Below are 22,012 nucleotides of genomic sequence, written 5' to 3'. Positions count from 1 at the left end.
CGCGTACGGCTAGCGCCGCTTCTCGAACGCCTTGACCCAGTACTTCGTCCGATCGAGATAGGCCGTCTCGGCCGCCTTGCCCCGCTTGCCGTACGCGCCGGCGAAGGTCTGGTAGCCGAAGCCCGCCGGCGGCTTGCTGGAGGCGGGCTCGATGGAGCTGCCCTCGTGCCACTCGTTGAACGAGGTGACCGAGACCCACGTGGGCGATCCGCCGATCGCGGGGTCGAGGGCGTTGGACCACTCCTTGTCGTAGGTGGCGCCGTCGTCCCGGCCGAGCGTCGGGGTGGTGTTGCCCGGCACCGCGCGGTCGTCGACGTAGCCGGGAGCGACCGAAGGCGCCCAGATCAGGCCGTGCTCCCTGGCGTAGGCGCCGGCTTCCTTCCACCCGGGAGCCGTGGCTCCCGCGATGCCGTCGTAGGTGTACATCCCGGAGAAGTGCGCGATCTTGGAGGTGTCCGTCGTCTGCGCCAGGATGACGTTGTCCTGGTTGACCTGGTCGAGAGCCGTCCAGTCGGCGATCTGCAGGCTCCAGAAGATGTAGAAGACGGGGCGCCTTCCCTGGTCGGGGGCGCGGAAGTAGGCCGGGTGGCCGCCGTAGGCAGCGTTGAGGTAGGCGATGTCGGCGACGACGGACTCGGCGGTGCGGCCCTCGTACGGCTCGATGTGCCAGGCCACCTTGACGCCGCGCTCGGCCGCGGCGTCGAGCACGCCCCTGGCCATCCGGTCCTCGTAGCTGCCGCGGCCCCACCAGCTGTAGACGATGACGCCCGCGCCGCTGCGCTGGACCCACTTCATGTGCTTGGCGACCACGCCCTTGACGTCGCCGGAGTCGTAGGCGCCGAGCTTCGGGTACAGGTCGGCTCCGATGTCCTCCGGTGGCGTGTGGCCGCCCTGCTGCCAGTGCCGCCATTCCCCGCCGACCTCGGGGTTGCCGTACCACGGGTAGTAGAAGAGCTGGACGTTCGTCGAGAGCTTCGCGGCCTCGGCCGCGGGCACGGGTTGCGCCCACAGAGCGCAGAGGATCATCACGAGCATCGTGACGAACACGGGGTTTCGACGTTTTGCACCGGCTGACATCGGCGTCCTTTCGTCACTGGCTGGGGGGTCGATCACGCGTGCCGGCGGGACGCGGAAGGCACCGGCCCGGCGCTTGGCACCAGGCGAGTTTCTTCGCGCAAATCGTTAAGATTGATCCCGAAATCTACACGCAACACAGGGAGTGTCAAGAGTGCGCGTGCGCTTCCGGTAAAGGGCGGCGGCGCCTCAGGCCGACTGGCGCCGGACGAACCGGGCGGGGATGACCACTTCGCGATATCCCTCGGCCCGGCCGGACAACCGGTCGAGGAGCAGGCGGGCGCATGCCTGGCCGATCTCGCGTGCCGGGTTCGCCATCGTGGTCAGGCCGGGCGAGATGAGACCCGCGGCCTCGATGTCGTCGAACCCCATCACGGCCAGGTCGTCCGGAACGCGCAGCCCGCGCAGGGCCGCCGTCTCGAGGGCGCCGATCGCCATGATGTCGTTGGCGCACAACACCGCGTCGGGGGGCTCCGGCAGGTCCAGCAGCACGGCCGCGCCCTCCTGGCCGCCGGACCTGCTGAAGTGCGTGTGCACGACGAGGCGGGGGTCGGCGGGCGCCCCGGCCTCGGCCAGCGCGGCGCGGTAGCCCGCCACACGTTCGGCCGCCGGTCCCTCGGCCCGCGGGCCGCAGACGAACCCGATCCTGCGGTAGCCGCGCGCCAGCAGGTAGCGGGTGGCCTCGGCGGCCCCGCCCTCGTCGTCGCTGTGCACCACGTCGACGCCCTCTTGAACGAGCCGGCCGCCGAGCCGTACCACCGGGATGCCCGCCTCTATGGCGGGCAGCAGGTCCTCGGCGTGCGTGTGGAACACCGCGAAGGCCAGCCCGTCGACCTGCCTGGCGATCATCTGCTCGATCGCCGCCCGCTCCAGGTCGCGGTCGCCGTCGGTGTTGCTGATGATCTCGTCGTAACCCGCCGGGCCCAGGACGTCCTGCAGGCCGCGGGCGAGCGCCGGGTAGAACGGGTTGGTGATGTCGGGGATGACCAGCCCGATCGTCTGGCTCCTGCTGGTCCGCAGGCCACGGGCGAGCACGTTGGGGCGGTAGCCGAGCCGTTCGATCGCGTCGAGCACACGCCGCCTGGTCGATTCGGCGACGGGCCTGCGGCCGTTCAGCGTGTGGGACACGGTGGTCGCGCTGACTCCGGCCAGTTCGGCCACGCGGGTGATGCTGGGCCGTTCCCCCCGGGGGGCCCGGGGCATGGCGGCGGCCGCACCCTGGCCGGGCACCGGGGGCACGACGGCCGTGTCACTTTGGGAGGACGCCGGGGGTACGACGGCCGCGTCGCCTTCTGCGGACTCCGGGGGCACGAGGGGCATGACGGGCGCGAGGGACCCCCGTTCGGGCATGACGGGCGCGAGGGTGACGAAGGTGGCGGCGAGGCGCCCCCTCCCCTCCGCGACCGCCTCGTCGGGCGGGGCTCCCCCGGCGATGGCGGCCAGGGTCGACTCCCAGACCTCGCGGACCGCGGCGAGCACGACCGCCGCCACGACCCCGGGCGAAGGCGTGCCGGGACGCGCGCCGAACTCGGCCTCGATCACGCCGGCCAGGTCGCCCTCCCACCTGGAGAACGACTCCCGGGCGTACGCGCGCAAAGCGGGGCTGCCCGCGTAGACACGCGCCCATGTCGCCTGGTCACGAGCGTCGGACGCCTGGTCCGCCGAGCCGGGCAACACGCCCTCGATCGCCTGCCCGACGGTGGTGCCGGACGCGCGGCTCCCGACCAGCGCGCCCGGCTCACCGTGAAGGAGCGGCTCACCCTCGAAGAACAACTGCTCCTTGGCCGCGAAATGGTTGAAGACCGTCTTCGCCGAGACGTCCGCCGCGTCGGCGATCTCGGCCACGGTCACCGTGTCGAATCCACGCTCGGCGAACAGCCTGAAGGCCGCCGCGACGATCGCCTCGCGGGTCTGTGCCTTCTTCCGTTCGCGCCGCGCGACCGATCGGCCTTCGGGGGACATGTCCGGGATCTTACAGTCGATGACTCCTTATGCTCACTGAAAAAGTCCTCAGGAGGCTGCGGCCTCCTGATCCTTCGCTGTGTCGACGGGATAGGGGTGCTGGGCGGCGAAGCCCAGCAGGCGCTCGGCCACCCTGAGGTCGATGGGCACGGCCCGGCCCGGGATCGGCGCGCGCTGCTCGGACTGGGGATGGAACCGGCCGATGAGCTCCTCCGTCGGCTGGGCCGCCAATGTGGTCGGGGCGGCGACGAAGACCGCGTGGTATCCCTCGAAGGGGCGGGTCAGTCCCAGCCAGCAGGCCAGGGCGGCGTCACGGGTGTCGAGGTAGGTCCACAACTCCTTGGCGCCCGAGCCCGGATCCTCGGCATAGCGGGCGACGGTCTTGCCGAACTTGTCTCCGGGACCGCCGAGCAGCGGGAAGCGCAGGGCCACGACGGCCATGCCATGGCGCCTGGCCACCATCGCCGCCGTCGCCTCGTCCACCTGCTTCGACAGTCCGTACGGATCCTCCACCTGGAGGGGAAGCGCCTCGTCGATCGGCACGTACGCCGGATGCAGGAGCGTGGAGGCCCACGGCAGGCCGAGCACGGAGAAACTGCTGGCGATGACCGCCCTGCGCACGCCCAGGGCGCCCGCCTCCTCGAGCACGACGAACGTCGCCCTCGTGTTCCCGCAGAAGACCTCCTCCGGTGTGCCCAGGCTGGGCGCCGGGATCGCCCCCAGGTGCACCACCGCGTCCACCCCGTCGAGCGCCTCGCGCACGGCCACGGGATCGCCCGCGTCGGCGGCCACCACGCGGTCGGCGGGGAGCCCTCCCGGGTCCCGCAGGTCGAGCGCGGTCGCGGGCACGCCGCGCGTGGCGAGCAGGTCGAGCACCGCCCGCCCCAGCCTGCCGGCCGCGCCGGTCACCAGAACGCGACGCGGTTGGTCGGTCATGCGTTCTCCTTTCAGCTTGTTCGTCAGACCGGGCCGTCTCCGCCTGGTCTATCGCAAAACGATTTGCCCAGCCCGAGCAGAATGACCCCGACGGATTGCCCTGTCAATGCTCGCCCCCACCCTGCCCGAGCCAGCCGCCCCTCTTGCTCGTGATCATGCACAGATTCGGGTGTATCCCCCCTGACCTGGCCACACCCCGTTCGTGATCATGCACAGATTCGTAGAAACCCACTCCGACCTGGCCGGACCCCCCGCGTGATCATGCACACCTTCGCGGAAACCCACGCCGACCTGGCCGTACGGCATGCGCGATCATGCACGTGTGACCGTACGGCAAGGCAGGGGGCGCCGCTCCGTCGAGCGGACCGGCGCGTCCGGCCGGCCGAATCAGGCGCTGACGCCCTGTACGCCCGGCCGGCGAGTCAGCCGTGCTGGAAGTAGGTCCAGGTCTCGACGACGCGGAAGCCGAGCAGTTCGTAGAGGGGCAGACCGTCGGAGCTGGCCTGAAGGAACGCCACACGCGCGCCGGCGGCGAACCCGTCCCGCATGACCACCTCGGTGGCGGCCCTGCCGTACCCGCGGCGCCGGTGGCGCGGCGGGGTCGAGACGTTGAACACCCCGACATGGTCCCCCACGAGGATGCCGAATCCCGTTGAGACCGGTTCTCCGTCCGCTTCGACGAGATAGGCGGTCGCGCCTGGCATGTCCAGGATCTCCGGCTGGGCCAGCGCCGCCATGATGTCCACGGGAGCCTCGAAACCGGCGGCGAGAGCGTCGCGATAGATGTCGTGATCCTTCCCGTCGACCGTCCGGATCGAGTGGTCCCCCGAAGTGAGCGCCACCGGTGTCGCCGGCATCGCCATGAGCGGAAGGCGCATGCGGTGGGTGAGCCCGAAACGCGCGGCCACCTCGACGAGCTCTGGAGCAGGCTCGCCGCGCACCTGGATGCTCCACGGGACGGCACTCGCCGTCATCCGGTGGGCGAACTCGGCGACCTCGTCGACATCGGGGTCGCGGCTCTCGGTGAACACGCCGTTCAGGTGGGGCAGCGGAATGCCGGAGGTGATCAGACGGGTGCCGTGCTCCCCTCGCGGGCTGTCCACCCCCCAGCCTGCCGTGAGCAACTTTTCGAAGGCCAGCAGGAGCGCCTTCGCCGCCCCATCGGCCAGGCCGTCCACACCGATGTCACCCATGGGAGACCACACCGCTTTCACGTAGTCAGATGCACAAGGCGGCTGGGCGGACAAAAGTAGCAGATCGGGAAAAACGCCATATTTCATTCCATTGACAGCGCTACCGGAGGGACGGTTACCTCGCGCGGCGAGGGGCGGCCCCCGAATGCATGATCACGAAAGAAGGACCCGCAGGCGAGCGGCCTCCCCCGCGAATCCGTGCATGATCACGCACGGCGCACGCCCAGGTCAGCGCCGCCGCACACGAATCCGTGCATGATCACGCGCGAAATGGGCCCAGGTCAGAGGTGATGCGGCCGAAAGTGTGCATGATCACGCCCGCGATGGAGGCACGTCAGAGCCCACATTCACGAAGGTGTGCATGATCACGGCGAAGGGAGGGGGCGGGGGTGGGTGGTGGAGTCCCGGACGACCATCGTCACGGGGAGGAGGAGCGACCTCGGACGCCGCTCAGGCTCCTCGATGCAGTCGAGCAACATGCGTGCGGCCTCGGCGCCGATGTCGTTGTGCGGCACCCCGACCGTCGTCAGCGGCGGGCGCAGCTTGTCGATGAAGGGCATGTCGTTGAAGCCGACCACGCTCATCTCGTCCGGGCAGGAGATGCCCCGCTCGGCGAACACGTCGTAGCAGCCGAGCGCGATCAGGTCGTTGCCGGCGACGACGGCCGTGAACCGGTCGTCCCGATCGAGCAGTTCGCGCATCGCGGTGGCCCCGTCGGCCTCGTTCCAGCGGGCGCATTCCACGATGAGGGACGGATCGTCCTCCAGTCCGTGGTCACGGATGGCGTGCCGGAACGCCCTCGACCTCACGACGCCCGTGGAGGTCCCCTGCGGGCCGGCCAGATGGGCGATCCGCCTGTGCCCGAGATCCGCCAGATGCCGTACGGCGAGCGCGATGCCGGTGGCGTCGTCGGCCGTCACATACGGGACCTCGAGGTTCTCCACCCGCCGGTTGACGAGCACCATCTTGACGCCCTGCTCGTGCAGCGCCTCGAGGAACGGGTGGTCGACCCGTGCGGTGGCGATGATGAGGCCCTCGACCTGCCGGGAGCGAAGGGAGTCGATGCGCGCGCGCTCACGCTCCGGATCGTTGTCGGTGTTGACGATCCAGGCGCTGAAGCCCTCGGCCTCGAGGACGTCCTCGATCCCCCGGACGATCGGCGGGAACAGCGGGTTGGTCAGGTCGGGGATGACCAGGCCGACCGTGCTCGACTTGGCGGTCTTCAGGCTCCGCGCGATGGGGTTGGGCTGGTAGCCGAGGGTCTTGGCCGCCTTGATCACCCGCCTGGCCGTCTCCGCGCTGACGAGCCGTCGCGTGCTCGGGTTCAGGGCACGTGAAGCGGTGGCGGCGTGCACCCCCGCCGCCTCGGCGACGTCCCGGAGGGTGGGAGGCTGAGCCCGCTTGACCTCCCCGGCAGGGGTTAACGAAGGCTGGTTGGGTCTCATCGACCGGGTTCTCCTTCAGGTCGGATCCATCGCTTGCGTCCCAGCGTGGCGAACAGGCCGAGCGGTACGGCGAGAGCCGCCGCAAGGCCGAAGATCTCCGTGTACCTGTGGCTCTCCGCGAGGCCCCCGACGAGCACCGCGGCGACGGCACTGCCGAGGAACAGCGCCCCGGCGAAGGCCGACACGACCGTCGCACGAGCCTCCGGCAACACCTCGGTCGCCCAGGTCTGCAACGACGAGTGCATCGAGGCCCAGGCGAGGCCGAGTAGACCCGCGGCGACCAGTGCCATGCCCGGCGAGCGGGACAGGGCGGTCAGCCCGCATGCGGCCGCGGCGGCGAGCGCTCCGAGTGCGATGAGCCGGGACGCGTGCGTGCGGCGCGACAACACACCGACCACACGGGCGAACCCCAGTACGGCAACACCGTACACGGCGGTGACGGCACCGGCGACGGAAGCACTCACACCCGCGGCCTCGACGGCCGGGGGGAGCAACGTCAGCGAACCGAGCAGGACGGCTCCCTCGACGAAAGCCAGCACCAGCACGAGCCGCGTGGGCCCGGAGCGGGCGACGGCGACCAGCGGGGCGAGGAGGCTGGCGTGCGCCCGGACGAGCGCCGGTTGCGGAAGTCGTCCGAGCGCGAACACGAGCAGCAGCGAGATGACCCCGGTCAGGACGAACGCGATCCGCCAGCTCGCGAACTGGGCCAGCGCACCCGCGCCCGTCGAGGCGATCGCCGTGCCCAGCGCCACGCCCGTCATGAGGCCGGTGACCTCCCGCTGCCGCCGGTGGGCGGGAACCGTGTCGCCGATGTAGATCAGGCTCGCGGGGACCGCGGCGCTGAAGCACGCCCCCGCCAGTCCCCTGGCCACGCCGAGGCTGAGCGCCGACTCGGCGAAGGCGGCAGCCGTCGAGCAGACCGCCGCGAGCAGCAACGCGATCCGCATGGTCCTGACCAGGCCCAGACGGTCGGAGACCATCCCCCACAGCGGTTGCATGAGCCCGTACAGCAGGAAGTAGACGCCGGCCGCGTTGACCACCGCCGACAGCGGCGCCCCGAGGTCGCGGGCCATCGCGATCAGCATCGGGGGCATCGAGAACCGGTCGAGGGTGCTGACGAACGAGATGTACTGCAGCAGCCGCGGCGACCGTTCCCGGGTGGCGAGCGCGGTCATCGCCTCGTCGCCGAAGGCGGATCGATGAGGCCGCGCGCGGGGTCGAGGGCGGTGGCCAGCACGTCGGCCCCGTCCACGAGCGCCGGCACGTACCTGCGCCGCAACCCGACGATCGTCTCCATCGACGCGATGTCGGCGACGCCGTCGGCGACCAGGCCTTCTTCGGGGTCCTTGAGCCGTTCGAGATACCGCACGGCCAGGTCCTCGGGCAATCGCAGGGCCTCGACGGCCTCCTCCACGGTCACCTGGTCGGCGCGTCCGGCGCCGATCTCGCGGGCGGTCGCGAGGAGCGCGGCGGCCAGCGCCTCGACGAGCGGCCTCTTACGGTCGCCCGCCGCGCTCAGAACCGTGCCCAGGTACGGCCGGCAGACGTCGACGAGCCGGCCGAGCCGCACCGAACCGGCGGCCTCCGCCCGCAACTCGTTGCCCGCGTTCAGCATGGTCGCGTCGCAGCCGCCCGCCAGCAGGGCCTCCAGGCGGCGAGGAGTGGAGCCGAGGGTCGCGATCTCGTAGTCGCCTCGGTCGAGGCCGAGGGACTCGAGCAGCGCGTACAGGCCGAGGGCGAACCCGGAACCGGGCACGTCGACGCCGATGGTCGCGCCCTTCAGGTCCGCCGCGGAGTCGAGCCCGGGGCGGGCGTAGACGCCGAGGCCGAGGCCGCGGTCGATCGCCGAGACGATGTGGACGTCGGCCGTCTCGCCGAGCGGGTTGCCCGGGTCGAAGCGATAGGCGACCACGTTGTCCGGACTGGTGAGGGCCGCGTCGAGCTCGCCGTCGATCAGCGCGCGGAACTGCGCGGGCGACGAGGGAACGGGCTTCTCCGTCACGTCGAGGTCATGCTCGGCGAGCAGGCCGACGCGTCGGCCGACGCGCAGCAGGACGGACGGGCTGAAGGCCCCGACCACGAGGTGCCGTGTCACGATTTGATAGCTCCCGTTCGGCTCGATTCAGCTGGACGGACCCGCCCATGATAGCCCGCACTCGTTTGCAGTCCGCGCGGCGAGTCCTGCCCGACCTCTTGACACTGACAGGATGAAACCGCATGCTGCTGGCCATCGCAATCGTTTGCGGTTAAATCTATGCGGCAAAAAGCTCACAGAGGAGGGCTCATGACCGCTTCATCCCCCAGCGGCACAGAGACCCATGGTAAATCCGGCCTCCCCCTTTCCCGCCGTCGCGGTCGAGGTTTGAGGACGGTGGCGCTGAGCGTCGTGGCGGCCTTGGCGCTCGCGGCCTGCGGAACGCGGCCGTCGGAATCGGCCGCCGCCGGCGGCGACACCGGCAAGCCGATCGTCGTCGGCATCTCCCTCCCCCTGACCGGAGACTTCGCCCAGCCCGGCGGTGAGGCCAAGCGCGGCTACGAGGTGTGGCGCGACATGGTCAACGCCAAGGGCGGGATCATGGGGCGCCAGGTCGAGTTGAAGATCACCGATGACGCGAGCAACCAGGACACCGTCGTCGCCGACTACACCAAGCTGATCACGCAGGACAAGGTCGACCTGCTGCTGGGCACGTTCTCCTCCCTGCTCAACTATGCCGCCTCGGCCGTGGCCGAGAAGAACGGCATGGTCTTCGTCGAGCCGGCCGGCGGCGCCCCCAACATGTTCGAGCGCAACTTCAAGTACCTCTTCTTCGCCCAGCCCGCGACCGCCCCCCACCAGGCCGACGTGTTCGTGAACTGGATCAAGTCGCTCCCCGAGGCCGACCGCCCCAAGACGGCGGCCTACCCCAGCCAGGACGACCCCTTCGCCAAGCCGGTGATCGAGTCGATGCAGAAGCAGCTCGAGGCCCTCGGCGTGCAGACGGTCTACAGCGAGGTCTACCCGGCGGACACGACGAACTTCCAGACCATCGCCAGCAACCTGGCCAGCAAGAAGCCCGACCTGGTCGCGCAGGGCGCGGTGTTCGAGGACGGCGTCGGGCTGGTCCGCGGCCTCAAGCAGCTCAACTTCTCGCCGAAGATGCTCTTCCAGACCTCCGCTCCGAGCAACGCCGGCCAGTACAGCGACGGCGTCGGCCTCGCCAACACCGAGGGCGTCTTCTACACGGTCAGCTGGAACGAGAAGGCCACGACGCCGCTGAACACCGACTTCGTCGCCGCGTACAAGAAGGCCTACAACGCCGACCCCGCCGAGGACGCGGCCGACGCGTTCGCCGCCGCCCAGGTCCTGCAGACCGCGACGGAGAAGGTCGGCTCCATCGACCAGAACAAGATCCGCGACTGGCTGCACGGCAACACCGTCGACACCATCCTGGGCCCCCTGTCGTGGGAGGCGACCGGCGAGCCGAAGGGCCAGTTCCTGCTCGCCCAGTGGCAGTCAGGAAAGGTCGAGGTCGTCGCGCCGTCCGACGTCGCGACATCCACCACCGTCGTCAACCCCAAGCCCGCCTGGAAGTGACGGCGGCCGAGGAGTTCCCCAGATGACACATCTAGTCCAGGCGATCGCACTGGGCCTGTTGATCGGGGGGGTCTACGCGCTCATGGCGTCCGGACTCACCCTGATCTTCGGGGTCATGCGGATCATCAACATCGCACAAGGCGCCTTCCTCATCCTGGTGGCGATGCTCACGTGGTGGCTGTGGCACGAGACCGGGATCGACCCGATCCTCGCGTCGGTGGTCACGACTCCGCTCATGTTCGGCTTCGGCTGGGTGGCCTACCGCCTCCTGCTGTCGCGGATCCGGGGCTCCTCGGCCTCCATGTCGGTTCTGCTGACCTTCGGCTTCGCGCTGGTCATCGAGGGCGTCCTGAACATCACCGCGGGCAACAAGTTCAAGTCGGCCACGCCGTCGTACTTCGAGGAGTCCTTCCGCGTGGGGGCCATCTCGCTGCCCAAGGCGCAGGTCTTCGGCTTCCTCGCGGCCATGGCCGTGCTGGCCGCCCTGTATTTCGTGCTGACCAGGACCTGGACCGGGCGGGCGATCCGCGCCGCGACGCAGAACCCGTCGGGCGCCGCGCTCGTCGGGGTCGGCGCCACCGGCACGGCCGCCCTCGCGTTCGCGATCGGCAGCGCCACGACGGGCGTGGGCGGGTCCATCCTGTCCGTGCTGTATCCCTTCTTCCCCGCGTCCCACTACGACTGGATCTCCCGGTTGCTCGGGATCGTGGTCCTCGGCGGGATGGGCAGCCTGCCGGGCGCCCTCGTCGGCGCGGGCATCCTGGGGCTGGCCGAGACGCTGACCGCGACCTACGGGTCGCTGAACTGGTCCACTCTGGTCTTCTACATCGTGATCATGGTCGTTCTGCTGATCCGCCCGCAGGGGCTGTTCGGCGCCAAGCTGCGCGAGGACACGGTATGAGCAGGTTGCGAGCCCTTCCCCGCGCACACCTGATCGCCGGGCTCTGTCTGGTCGTGCTCGTGCTCTACCCGGTCGTCAACCCGTGGCAGCCCTATCCCCAAGGGGTCATGCTGCTGGCGTTCCTGCTCGCCATCCAGGCGTCGAGCTGGAACATCATCTCCGGCTACGCCGGATACATCTCCCTCGGCCACAGCATGTTCCTCGGCCTCGGCTCCTACACCGTCGGCGTGCTCGCCGTGCGGTTCGGCGTGAACCCGCTGTGGGTCGCGCCGCTGGGCGGGGTCACCGCGGTGATCATCGCGGTGCTGATCGGCTCGGTGGTGCTGCGCACCCGGGGCCACGCGTTCGTCATCATCACGATCGCGATGCTGCTCGCCGCACAGATCTTCGCGGTGAATCTGAAGAGCATCACCCAGGGGTCGGACGGGATCACCCTCGAGCTGCCCTTCTGGGATCGGGACTTCCAGAACATCCCGTTCTACTACGTGTATCTGATCCTGCTGGTGCTGACGGTCCTGTTCAGCGCGTGGATCAGGCGCACGAAGTTCGGCACGGGCCTGGTGGCGATCCGGGAGGACGAGGGCAAGGCCGCCTCGATCGGCGTCAACACCACGCGCTTCAAGATCGTGGCCTACGCCGCGAGCTCGTTCTTCATCGGCATGGCGGGCGGCGTCTACGCCTACTACCTCAGCTTCATCAACCCGGTCGGGTCGTTCGCGATCCTCGGCAGCGTGACCATCGTGCTCGCCACCCTCACCGGCGGCAGGGGCACCCTCTACGGGCCGGTCATCGGCGCCTTCATCGTCCAGGTCGTCAGCGAGGCGGCCACGGTGTACGGCGGCGGCAGCCAGTCGCGTGTGCTGCTGTTCGGCCTGGCCCTCATGGTCGTGGTGCTGTTCCTGCCCAAGGGCCTGCTGCCGACGATCGAGGCGTGGTGGCGCAGGCGGCATCCGGAAGAGGTGGAGTACACCGACCAGACCGGCGCCCTCAGCCGGGCCCCCGCCACGACGACCGAGCGGGTACGCGCCGAACTCGCCGCCGTGAACGCCGAGGACGCGATCGCTCCAGGCGAGATCCTGCTCGACGTGCGCGGCGTGTCGAAGCGGTTCGGCGGCCTGACGGCGGTCGACAACGCCGGTCTGACCGTACGCAAGGGAACGATCACGGCGCTGATCGGGCCGAACGGGTCGGGCAAGACGACACTGTTCAACCTCATCAGCGGCGGCATGGCCGCGGACTCGGGCGAGATCTGGTTCGACGGCAGGCGGATCGACGGGATGCGGCCCTGGCGGCGCGGCCACCTGGGACTGGGACGCACCTACCAGGTCACCCGGTTGTTCAAGGAGATGACGGTCCAGGAGAACGTGGTCGCCCCGCTGCCGGACTCGCGCTGGCGGACGATGTTCTCCGACGCGGTCGGCGGTCACGAGGCGGCGCGGGCCAGGGAACTGCTCGACATCGTCGGCCTCGGCCGGTTCGCGAACCAGCCCGCGGGCGCGCTGTCGTACGGCCAGCAGAAACTCGTCGAGCTCGCGCAGGTTCTCATGCTCGAGCCCAAGCTGATCCTGCTCGACGAGCCGGCCGGCGGCGTGAACCCCAGCCTGCTCGGGCAGCTCACCGAGGTCATCCGCGAGCTGAACCGGAGCGGCGTGACGTTCCTCATCGTCGAGCACAACATCCCCCTCGTCCTCGACCTGTGCGACCCGGTCGTCGTGTTCTCTCACGGCGCGCCGATCGCGGAGGGGCCGCCCGAGCGGATCCGGACCGACCCGCTGGTCCTCGACGCCTACCTCGGCGACGACTGGCGGCCGGCCGAGGACGGCGCGGCGGACGAGGGCGCCGGCGAGAGCGACCGGACCGAGACGGCGACACGAGAGGCGGTGCAGTGACGTGCTGTCCCTGAAGGGAGTCGTCGCGGGCTACGGCGGAGGGAGCGTGCTGCAGGGCGTCGACCTGGAGTGCGCCCCGCAGACGATCACGTGCATCGTCGGCCCCAACGGCGCGGGGAAGTCGACCGTGCTCCGCGTCATCAGCGGGCTGCTCAAGCCGAGCAGCGGCGAGATCTCCATGAACGGCGAGACGATCGGCGACCGGTCGCCCGACGAGATCCTCCGCAAGGGGATCACCCAGGTGCCGCAGTCGCACGCGCTGTTCCCGGCCATGTCGGTGCGGGAGAACGTCCTGATGGGCGGCTACCTGATCCGCAAGAACCGCGCGCTCCTGCGGGAGCGGCTCGACATGGTGCTCGAGCGGGTCCCCATCGTGGCGACCCGGGCGAGCGACAACGCGGGGAACCTCAGCGGCGGCCAGCGGCGGATGGTGGAGATCGCACGGTGCCTCATGCTCGACCCGAAGCTGATCCTGCTCGACGAGCCGTCACTGGGTCTCGACCCGCGCAGCCTGTCGGGAGTGGCCGGTCTGATCAACGAGCTCAACCAGGCCGGCACGACGGTCCTGCTGGTCGAGCAGAACGTACGGCTCGGGCTCGGCCTGGCCACCCATGGCGTGGTCATGGAGGGCGGCAAGGTGCGGCTCACCGGCACGGCGTCCGCGGTCAAGGACGACCCGGAGATCGCGTCGCTGTACCTCGGCGGCGCGAGCGCGTCCTCTCCGGGCGGCCCGTCGTCCGGAGGGCCGAAGGCGGAGGCGGCCGGCGTCTGACCGGGCGGTGGGCCCGGTCGGACGCCGTCGGTCTCAGATCGGGCCCATCACCTTCGCAGGATCGATCCCGAGGTCGGTCAGCACGGTCCGGGCGGCGTTGCGCCCGGGCCTGCCGGAGACCGATCCCCCGGGGTGGGTCGTGGCGCCCGTGAGGAACAGGCGGGGAATGGAAGATCGGTACGAGAGCCAGCCGGGGATCACCTCTCCGGACGGCGTCAGGAACTCACCACCGTGGCAGGAGCCACCGAGGTTGTGCATGTTGTGGGCGGCCACGTCGACCGGCGACTCCGCCCGCATCGCGAGGACGTTCTCCGGCTCCAGCCCGGTGGTCCGCGAGCGGACCAGGCCGATCAGGGCCTCGGCGTGCTCGTGCTTGCTCTCCTCCCACGAGCGTCCGTCCGCGCGTTCGTACGGCGCGATCGTGAGGATCTTGAAGGTGGCCCCGCCGTCGGGCGCACGGCCGGGATCGACCACGGTCTGGTCGACCACGAGCAGCCAGGGGTCGCTAGCGTCGGGCTCTCCGCCGTGGAAGGCCGCCATCTGGCGGGCGATGCCCTCGGCGGTGCCGAACCCCGCCGCGGCGCTCGCGACCGGACCTCCCCGCGCGTTCACGGCGATGTCGTGGCGCAGCGCGGCGTGCACGGCGAAGACGCTGAGTCCCGGCCGCCAGGTGTCCCTGGCCTGCGCCAGGTCGGCGGGTACGTCCGCACCGGAGACCATGGCGGCGAGGCGGGCCAGGTGCGCGCTCGACACCACCGCCTGCCGGGCCCGCACCTCGCGGCCGTCGGCCGTGCGGACCGCGACGGCCCGGCCGCCTTCGACGTCGATCGAGGAGACGGGTGCCGAGCAGGCGACCCGGCCGCCATGGGCCTCGATCTGCCGGATCAGCGCGGCGGGAAGCGCGCTCGACCCGCCGATCGGGGTGGTCCAGCCGAAATTGAGACGGCCCGCCGTGATGGAGGCCGGCAGGACGCCGGTGCCCGGCCTGCGCGGGTCCTGGATGGTCGCCAGCGCAAGCCACACCATGAAGGAGCGGACGACCGGGTTCTCGAACCGCTCGTGGACGACGTCCCAGGCGGACCGGCGGCGCAGGGCCTGGTACCGCCCGGCCGCGTCGCCGTCACCCGGAGGAAGGTTAGAGCTCCATCTGGCGTGCTCCGCGGCCAGGCCGTCCGACCACTCCCCCACCAGCCGCCTGAAGGCCTCCGCGTCGGCGCGGGACCAGCGGGCGATCTCATCGGCGGTCGCGCCGAGATCACGGTGCATGACCAGCGCGTCGCCGTCTGCCTGGGGCAGCACGACCGCGGGGTCGGTCATCGTGTACTCGAGCCCGTACGCGCCGAGCAGACCGAGCTCGTCGTCTCTGATCAGCGGGTTCGACTGGATCAGCACGTGCGCGCTCGAGCACGAGTCGTGCGCGAAGCCCGGCAGCGTCAGCTCCTCGGTGACGGTGTCGCCGCCGGGGACGTCCCTCGCCTCGAGGACGAGCACCTCCAGACCGGCGGCCGCCAGATATCCGGCGCACACCAGGCCGTTGTGCCCGGCTCCGACGACGATCACATCGACCGAATCCGGCAGGTCGGCGGCCCTTGCTCCGTTGGTCACACCCATCTATGCCTCACCAGGTCCCTCACAGGTATCAAACGGTTGATTCCTTGACAGTTCACCCACAATGAGCGAGATTGCACTCGTTTGCAAGACGCCAGAAAGCAGGTCGACATGGACGATCGAGTCGCCTCAGCCATAGCCAACTGGGGCCCGCGGTTCACCACGAACGGTGTGACGGTCTCCGACTTCCAACGCGTCACCCGGGGGCTCGAAAACTGGGCCGACTGGTGTTCCGCCTGGTCGAAGGTCGCCGCCGAGCACGAGGAACTCGGGCGTGACGCCCTCGCGCGCGACCGGTTCCTGTCCGCGGGGCAGCACCTCACCCGCGCCGCCGTCTACTACCACTTCGCGAAGTTCGTCTTCGTCGAGGACCTGGACCAGATGCGGGAGGCGCACGGCCACGCGGTCGCCTGCCTCACCGACGCCCTGCCGCACCTGTCTCCCGCCGGCCGGCGGATCGAGATCGACTTCGAGGGGACCACGCTGGCCGGCGTGCTCCGGCTTCCCGCCGGTCCCGGGCCGCACTCCGTGGTGCTGATGTTGTCGGGCCTGGACTCGACCAAGGAGGAACTGCGGTCGACCGAGGAGACCTTCCTCGAGCGCGGGCTCGCCACCTTCAGCGTCGACGGCCCCGGCCAGGGCGAGGCCGAGTACGACCTGCCCATCAGGGGTGACTGGTCCCTGCCCGGCAAGGCCATCCTGGACGCCCTGGCCGCCGAGCCGGACATCGACGAGAACCGGATCGCGGTGTGGGGCGTCAGCCTGGGCGGCTACTACGCGCCCAGGGTCGCCGCCGCGGCCGGCGACCGGGTCAAGGCCTGCGTCGCCCTGGCGGGGCCGTACAACTTCGGGGACTGCTGGGACGGGCTCCCGCTGCTCACCCGGCAGACGTTCCAGGTCAGGTCGGGCGCCGAGTCGCAGGAGGAGGCCCACGCCATCGCCTCCACCCTGAACCTGGACGGATCGGCGGAGGCCATCACCGCGCCGCTGCTCATCGTCTTCGGGCGCAAGGACCGCCTCATCCCCTGGCAGCACGCGGAGCGGCTCAGGGCCGCCTCGGGCAGCGACACCGAGCTGCTCATGCTCGAGGACGGCAACCACGGCTGCGCCAACGTCGCCCCGTGGCACCGCCCGTACACCGCCGACTGGGTGGCCGACCGGCTTCGCTGAACGCCGTCCACGGGGGGCCGATCGGCGTCTGACCATCGGCCCCGACCGTGAGCGGCGTCATATTGACAGGGATATGATCGGCTCCTACTTTGAACAGCAAACGATTGCAGAGGCGGACCAGATGACTGATTCGACTACGGACGCTTCCGGCCCCCGGGTCGGCTGGATCGGCACCGGCCGCATGGGTGTCGCGATGGCGGAGCGGCTCGCCAAGGCCGGCGTAGACCTCACCGCCTGGAACCGCACCCTCGCCAAGGCGGAACCGCTCAAGGAGCACGGCGCCGCGGTGTGCGAGGCGGTCGCCGACCTCAGGGACAGGGACGTCGTGTTCACGATGGTCTCCACGTCGGCCGACCTCGAGAAGGTGCTCCTCGGCGAGGGCGGCCTGCTCACCGGCGACCAGGTGCCGGGCGCGGTCGTCGACTGCTCCACGATCTCCACCGAGGCGTCGGCCGCGGTGCGCGCGATATGCGCGGAGCGGGGCGTCGACTTCCTCGCCGCCCCGGTCAGCGGGAACGGCAAGGTCGTCAGGTCCGGAACCCTGAGCCTGGTCGTGTCCGGCCCGGAGGCGACCTACGACAAGGTGGCCCATCTGCTGAGGCACATCGGCAAGTCGGTCACCTATGTGGGAGAGGGCGACCTCGCCCGCCTGGTGAAGATCGCGCACAACCTGATGCTCGGCGTGGTCACCCAGTCATTGGCCGAGATCACCGTCCTCGTCGAGAAGGGCGGCGTCTCGCGGCACGCCTTCCTCGAGTTCCTGAACAACAGCGTCATGGGCTCGGCGTTCACCCGCTACAAGTCCCCCGCCTTTGTGAACCTCGACTACACCCCGACGTTCACGCCGATCCTGTTGCGCAAGGACTTCGACCTCGGCCTCGCCGCGGCCCGGAGTCTCGACGTGCCGATGCCCGTCACGGCGATCACCGCGCAGATGGTGCAGGCCAGCGTCGGCAGCGGCCGGGTGGACGAGGACTTCTCGATCCTGCTCGACCTGCAGGCCGCCGCCTCCGGAATCGAACTCAAGCCCGAGAGCGTCCACGTCGACGACGGCCTCGGCACCCCGCGTGAGGACGGTCGGTCATGACATCGGCGATTCCGATGCCCGCGCCCGGGCACATGGGGGTCGACTACGAGCAGCGGGTCGACTTCGGCCGGCTCAGGGACTACCGGCTGAGCCGGGCCAGGGCGTCGCTCGATGCCAGCGAGTGCGGCGCCTTCCTGCTCTTCGACTTCTACAACATCCGCTACGTCACCCAGACCTGGATCGGCGGCGCCCTCGGCGACAAGATGACCAGGTACGCGCTGCTCACGCGGGGCGGCGAGCCCATGTTGTGGGACTTCGGGTCGGCGGCCCGTCACCACCGGCTGTACAGCCCGTGGCTCGACCCGGCCAACTGCCACGCGGGCATGCTCGGGCTCCGCGGCGCCATCGCGCCGACGGCGGGGCTGATGGTGGACGCGGTCCGCCAGATCAAGGGCCTGCTCGAGGACGCGGGTCTCGCGGACGTCCCCGTGGGGGTGGACATCGTCGAGCCGGCATTCCTGTTCGAGATGCAGCGCCAGGGCCTGAAGGTGGTCGACGCACAGCAACTGATGCTCGACGCCCGGCAGATCAAGTCCTCGGACGAGATCATGCTCCTCACCCAGGCCGCCGCCATGGTCGACGGCGTCTACCAGGACATCGTCGAGGCCCTCAAGCCCGGCATCCGCGAGAACGAGATCGTGGCCCTGGCCAACAAGCGCCTCTACGAGATGGGCTCGGACCAGGTCGAGGCGGTCAACGCGGTGAGCGGCGAGCGGTGCAACCCGCACCCGCACAACTTCTCCGACCGGCTGATCCGCCCGGGCGACCAGGCGTTCTTCGACATCATCCACTCCTTCAACGGCTACCGGACCTGCTACTACCGGACGTTCAGCGTCGGCAGCGCGACTCCGAGCCAGCGGGACGCCTACACCAAGGCGCGTGAGTGGATGGACGCGTCGATCCGCATGATCAAGCCGGGGGTGGGCACCGACCAGGTGGCCGCCGTGTGGCCCGCGGCGACCGAGTTCGGCTTCGAGAACGAGATGGCCGCCTTCGGCCTCCAGTTCGGCCACGGCCTGGGGCTGGGTCTGCACGAGCGGCCGATCATCTCGCGGCTCAACAGCATGCGGGAGCCGGTCGAGCTCCAGGTCGGAATGGTGTTCGCCCTGGAGACCTACTGCCCCGCAAGCGACGGCTTCTCGGCTGCGAGGATCGAGGAGGAGGTCGTCGTCACACCCGATGGTGGGCGCATCCTCACCCTGTTCCCGGCCCAGGACCTGGTCGTCGCCAACCCGTACTGAATCCTGCCATGCGAAAGGCGTTTCCGATGGGAGACAACAGCCAGGCACTCGTGGGCGATCTGCTCACCGAGCTCTACATCGGGGGTGAGGCCGTCCCCGCCGGCGACGGCGGCCGTTTCGACGTGCTCGACCCCGCCACGGGAGACGTCGTCGCCTCGGTGGCCGACGGCACCGTGGACGACGCGATCGCCGCGGTCGACGCGGCGGACAAGGCGGCGGCCGCGTGGGCCGCGACACCTCCACGTGCCCGCGCCGAGATCCTGCGCAAGGCCTTCGAGTTGATGACGGCGCAGAGCGAGGACCTCGCCCGGCTGATCTCTCTCGAGAACGGCAAGGCGCTGCCGGACGCGCGGGGTGAGGTCGCCTACGCCGCGGAGTTCTTCCGGTGGTACGCCGAGGAGGCCGTCAGGGACATCGGCTCGGTCACCACGGCGCCCTCGGGGGCGAACCGCATCCTCGTGGTGCACCAGCCGGTCGGCATCTGCGTGCTCGTCACACCGTGGAACTTCCCCGCCGCGATGGCCACGCGGAAGATCGGCCCGGCCTTGGCGGCCGGGTGCACGGTGATCCTCAAGCCGGCCAGCGACACCCCCCTGACCGCACTGGCCATGGCGCGGATCCTGGCGGAGGCGGGCGTGCCCGCCGGCGTCGTCAACGTGCTCCCCGCGCGCAGGTCGGGTGCCGTCGTGTCGGCCATGCTGCACGACCCCCGGGTCCGCAAGCTCTCCTTCACGGGCTCGACCGAGGTGGGGCGCGTCCTGCTCAAGGAAGCGGCCGACCAGGTGATCAACACGTCGATGGAACTCGGCGGCAACGCGCCGTTCGTCGTCTTCGCCGACGCCGACCTCGACGCGGCGATCGAGGGCGCGATGATCGCCAAGATGCGCAACGCCGGTGAGGCGTGCACCGCGGCCAACCGGTTCTACGTCGAGTCGCCGATCGCCGGAGAGTTCGGGCGGCGACTGGCGGAGCGGATGTCCGCCCTCACCGTCGGCCCCGGCACCGCCGAGGGCACCCAGGTCGGCCCGCTCGTCAACCAGGACGCCGTCGACAAGGTCGACAGCCTCGTCCGGGGCGCCGTCGACGGGGGCGCGAAGGCGGTCGTCGGCGGCGGCAGGCCCGACCGGCCCGGCTTCTACTACGACCCGACCGTGCTGGTGAACGTGCACCCGGACGCGCCGATCCTGAAGGAGGAGATCTTCGGGCCGGTGGCCCCGATCGTCACCTTCGACGACGAGGACGAGGCGATCCGGCTGGCCAACGACACCGAGTTCGGGCTGGTCGCCTACGTCTACACCGGCGACCTGGCCCGGGGGCTGCGGGTGACGGAGCGGATCGAGTCCGGCATGGTCGGGCTCAACCGCGGCCTGGTCAGCGACCCGGCGGCGCCGTTCGGCGGCGTGAAGCAGAGCGGCATCGGCAGGGAGGGCGGCCACGAGGGCATGCTCGACTACGTGGAGGCCAAGTACATCGCCGTCGAGTGGTGACCCGGCTCAGCCGTACCCGATGACGTCAGTGACGGCCCGGCCGGGCGAGACCCGGCCGGGCCGTGGCATGCGCACGCAGTTCGCGGGTCGCCACAGGGCCGCCGAGTCGCCCGGTCACGTGGGGACGCGGAACTGCTGCCACCGCATGTGCTTGTTCAGCATCGCGTCCAGAAACTCGGCGCGATTCCTCGGCGCGATTCAGCAGATCGGGCCTTCGGACGTCTTACTGGGTAGTACTCGGGAATTTCCAGGAAGGCGGCTCAGGCGTGACGACGGACCACCTTCCATCGCCGTACGGCGACCGGCCGGCGAGCGCCGAACCACCACCGGTCCTTGCGGAGCAGCTCACACTGTTGTTCTCCGCCCATGCCGGACCTCTCGTACGGGTCGCGGTGCTGCTGACCGGAGACGAGGGGCTGGCCGAGGAGGTGGTGCAGGACGCCTTCATGGGACTGCATCGCCGCTGGCAGCGCCAAGGACCGCCGGACAGCCCACCGGCGTACCTGCGCACCTCGGTCGTCAACGGGTGCCGCTCGGCGCTCCGCCGTCGCAGGCTCGCCTCGGCGGCCGGGATCGAGCACCGGATCCAGGAGAACTCGGCGGAGGCCGTGGTCCTGCTCCAGGAGGAGCACGCCGCGGTCTTCACCGCGATGAGGGACCTGTCGCGACGGCAGCGGGAGGTCTTGGTGCTCCGCTTCTACCTCGATCTCGAGGATCCGGAGATCGCCGTCACCCTCGGGGTGAGCCGCAGCACCGTGTCGTCCACGATCTCTCGTGCCCTCGCCGCGCTCGGTGCGCGTCTGGAAGGTGTCCAGTGATGAAAGAAGATCTCCAGGAGCGGGTTCGGAACGCGTTTCAGGCTCGTACGGCAGGCGTGCCGGACCCTGCGCAGCCGGACTGGGCGACGGCCGCCGGGCGCCGGGCCAGGTGGAGCCGTTTCGCTCCGCTCACGGCCGCGACGGCCGTCCTGGTCGTGGTGGCAGGCGTCGCCCTGATCACCGTCGACCTCGGCTCCGACCGGACCCGGCCGGCGGCTCCCCGTCCGGCTCCGGTGACCGCGTCACCCATCGCGGCCTGCGCCGCCGACGTGCCCAGCCGGGTGCTCCCGCAGTGGGCCCGGACCGGCTTCAGCGATCCGGAGCCCCGCATGCCGTACGTGCTGGGCGATCGTGGCGACATCGCCGCGATCATCTTCGGCTACCCGTTGACGGCGCCGCCGCTGCCCGATCGCAGCAACAAGATCCTCTGGGTCTCGCGGGTTCCTCTCCACCCCGGTGACCCGCTCCGCATCGAAGCTCGGCTCGACGGCTCGGGAACGGTAGTCGAGCGCACCGTTCTCGGTGGCCCCGGCCCTTCGGGCATCGACCTTCCCGGCAGCGGCTGCTGGCATCTCACCCTGAGGTGGTCGGGGCACACCGACACCATGAATCTGCGCTACAGCCGGCAGGACTGATCCGGACCGGAACCAGGCCTTGACGGCTCGGCATATCTATTCGGCAGATCTGCCACGGAGGCAGCGGCAGATCTGCCATGAGGGTGGCGGCAGATCTGCCACGCCTGAGTCCTGGCCTCGGCGCGCGAACGGCATCGTCCTCTACGCAGGCCAGGAAACGCTCCCTTTCGGGGACCGGATGCGCGCACTCCCGCTGTCGGCGCTATGGGAGGCGGCCGCG

At 70.2% G+C, this 22,012-nt stretch carries 18 protein-coding genes; 10 read left to right on the top strand and 8 right to left on the bottom strand.

The features are described 5' to 3' along the window. Positions 1–9: 9 nt before the first annotated feature. The 7 genes from Psi02_RS06680 to Psi02_RS06650 all read right to left on the bottom strand — a co-directional run bounded on the left by Psi02_RS06680 (position 10) and on the right by Psi02_RS06650 (position 8,705). Complete coding sequence (locus Psi02_RS06680; protein WP_203972568.1) at positions 10–1,026, bottom strand: glycoside hydrolase family 99 protein; 1,017 nt, start codon at positions 1,024–1,026, stop codon at positions 10–12. A gap of 237 nt (positions 1,027–1,263) precedes the next feature. Continuing rightward, the gene (locus Psi02_RS06675) at positions 1,264–3,036 is read right to left on the bottom strand and encodes a substrate-binding domain-containing protein (RefSeq protein WP_203972567.1); all 1,773 of its coding nucleotides are present in this window, start codon (positions 3,034–3,036) and stop codon (positions 1,264–1,266) included. A 48-nt stretch (positions 3,037–3,084) separates the two neighbouring features. Further along, positions 3,085–3,972, bottom strand: coding sequence for an NAD-dependent epimerase/dehydratase family protein (locus tag Psi02_RS06670; RefSeq protein WP_203972566.1), 888 nt, complete (start codon positions 3,970–3,972; stop codon positions 3,085–3,087). A 422-nt stretch (positions 3,973–4,394) separates the two neighbouring features. Continuing rightward, entirely contained in the window at positions 4,395–5,165 is a 771-nt protein-coding gene (locus Psi02_RS06665; protein ID WP_203972565.1) for a GNAT family N-acetyltransferase, read from the bottom strand. A 365-nt stretch (positions 5,166–5,530) separates the two neighbouring features. Further along, positions 5,531–6,610: a LacI family DNA-binding transcriptional regulator gene (locus Psi02_RS06660; RefSeq protein WP_203972564.1), complete on the bottom strand. Its 1,080-nt coding sequence runs from the start codon at positions 6,608–6,610 to the stop codon at positions 5,531–5,533. Next, positions 6,607–7,785, bottom strand: a complete 1,179-nt coding sequence (locus Psi02_RS06655; RefSeq protein ID WP_203972563.1) for an MFS transporter — start codon at positions 7,783–7,785, stop codon at positions 6,607–6,609. The genes Psi02_RS06660 and Psi02_RS06655 overlap by 4 nt, the downstream gene beginning before the upstream one ends. Beyond that, complete coding sequence (locus tag Psi02_RS06650; RefSeq protein ID WP_203972562.1) at positions 7,782–8,705, bottom strand: ABC transporter substrate-binding protein; 924 nt, start codon at positions 8,703–8,705, stop codon at positions 7,782–7,784. The genes Psi02_RS06655 and Psi02_RS06650 overlap by 4 nt, the downstream gene beginning before the upstream one ends. Before the next feature lie 276 nt (positions 8,706–8,981). Here Psi02_RS06650 and Psi02_RS06645 point away from each other — a divergent pair, with 276 nt between their 5' ends. The 4 genes from Psi02_RS06645 to Psi02_RS06630 are packed head-to-tail and all read left to right on the top strand — an operon-like array spanning position 8,982 to position 13,746. Then, positions 8,982–10,184, top strand: a complete 1,203-nt coding sequence (locus Psi02_RS06645) for an amino acid ABC transporter substrate-binding protein (RefSeq protein WP_203972561.1) — start codon at positions 8,982–8,984, stop codon at positions 10,182–10,184. Between the two features lie 22 nt (positions 10,185–10,206). Next, a complete protein-coding gene (locus Psi02_RS06640) occupies positions 10,207–11,085 on the top strand; it encodes a branched-chain amino acid ABC transporter permease (RefSeq protein ID WP_203972560.1) in 879 nt (292 codons plus the stop codon). Beyond that, positions 11,082–12,974: a branched-chain amino acid ABC transporter ATP-binding protein/permease gene (locus Psi02_RS06635; protein WP_203972559.1), complete on the top strand. Its 1,893-nt coding sequence runs from the start codon at positions 11,082–11,084 to the stop codon at positions 12,972–12,974. The genes Psi02_RS06640 and Psi02_RS06635 overlap by 4 nt, the downstream gene beginning before the upstream one ends. Before the next feature lies 1 nt (position 12,975). Then, positions 12,976–13,746 carry an ABC transporter ATP-binding protein gene (locus tag Psi02_RS06630; RefSeq protein WP_203972558.1) on the top strand — a complete coding sequence of 257 codons (771 nt, stop codon included), beginning with the start codon at positions 12,976–12,978 and terminating at the stop codon, positions 13,744–13,746. Positions 13,747–13,779: 33 nt separating this feature from the next. Here Psi02_RS06630 and Psi02_RS06625 read toward each other — a convergent pair whose 3' ends face one another. Further along, positions 13,780–15,357: a phytoene desaturase family protein gene (locus Psi02_RS06625; RefSeq protein WP_203972557.1), complete on the bottom strand. Its 1,578-nt coding sequence runs from the start codon at positions 15,355–15,357 to the stop codon at positions 13,780–13,782. Between the two features lie 108 nt (positions 15,358–15,465). Here Psi02_RS06625 and Psi02_RS06620 point away from each other — a divergent pair, with 108 nt between their 5' ends. The 6 genes from Psi02_RS06620 (at position 15,466) to Psi02_RS06595 (ending at position 21,792) form a co-directional block, all read left to right on the top strand. Next, positions 15,466–16,524, top strand: coding sequence for an alpha/beta hydrolase family protein (locus Psi02_RS06620; protein WP_203972556.1), 1,059 nt, complete (start codon positions 15,466–15,468; stop codon positions 16,522–16,524). Between the two features lie 121 nt (positions 16,525–16,645). Beyond that, positions 16,646–17,611, top strand: coding sequence for an NAD(P)-dependent oxidoreductase (locus Psi02_RS06615; RefSeq protein ID WP_203972555.1), 966 nt, complete (start codon positions 16,646–16,648; stop codon positions 17,609–17,611). Beyond that, entirely contained in the window at positions 17,608–18,852 is a 1,245-nt protein-coding gene (locus Psi02_RS06610; protein WP_203972554.1) for a M24 family metallopeptidase, read from the top strand. Before Psi02_RS06615 ends, Psi02_RS06610 begins: the two co-directional genes overlap by 4 nt. Before the next feature lie 26 nt (positions 18,853–18,878). After that, on the top strand, positions 18,879–20,339 hold the full coding sequence (locus Psi02_RS06605; RefSeq protein ID WP_203972553.1) for an NAD-dependent succinate-semialdehyde dehydrogenase: 1,461 nt from the start codon (positions 18,879–18,881) through the stop codon (positions 20,337–20,339). Between the two features lie 266 nt (positions 20,340–20,605). Continuing rightward, positions 20,606–21,157 carry an RNA polymerase sigma factor gene (locus Psi02_RS06600; protein WP_239094663.1) on the top strand — a complete coding sequence of 184 codons (552 nt, stop codon included), beginning with the start codon at positions 20,606–20,608 and terminating at the stop codon, positions 21,155–21,157. Next, a complete protein-coding gene (locus Psi02_RS06595) occupies positions 21,157–21,792 on the top strand; it encodes a hypothetical protein (protein WP_203972552.1) in 636 nt (211 codons plus the stop codon). The genes Psi02_RS06600 and Psi02_RS06595 overlap by 1 nt, the downstream gene beginning before the upstream one ends. Positions 21,793–22,012: the final 220 nt, after the last annotated feature.

This window comes from Planotetraspora silvatica, assembly GCF_016863315.1.
Lineage (GTDB): Bacteria > Actinomycetota > Actinomycetes > Streptosporangiales > Streptosporangiaceae > Planotetraspora > Planotetraspora silvatica.
This window is presented reverse-complemented; position numbering and strand designations above follow the sequence as displayed.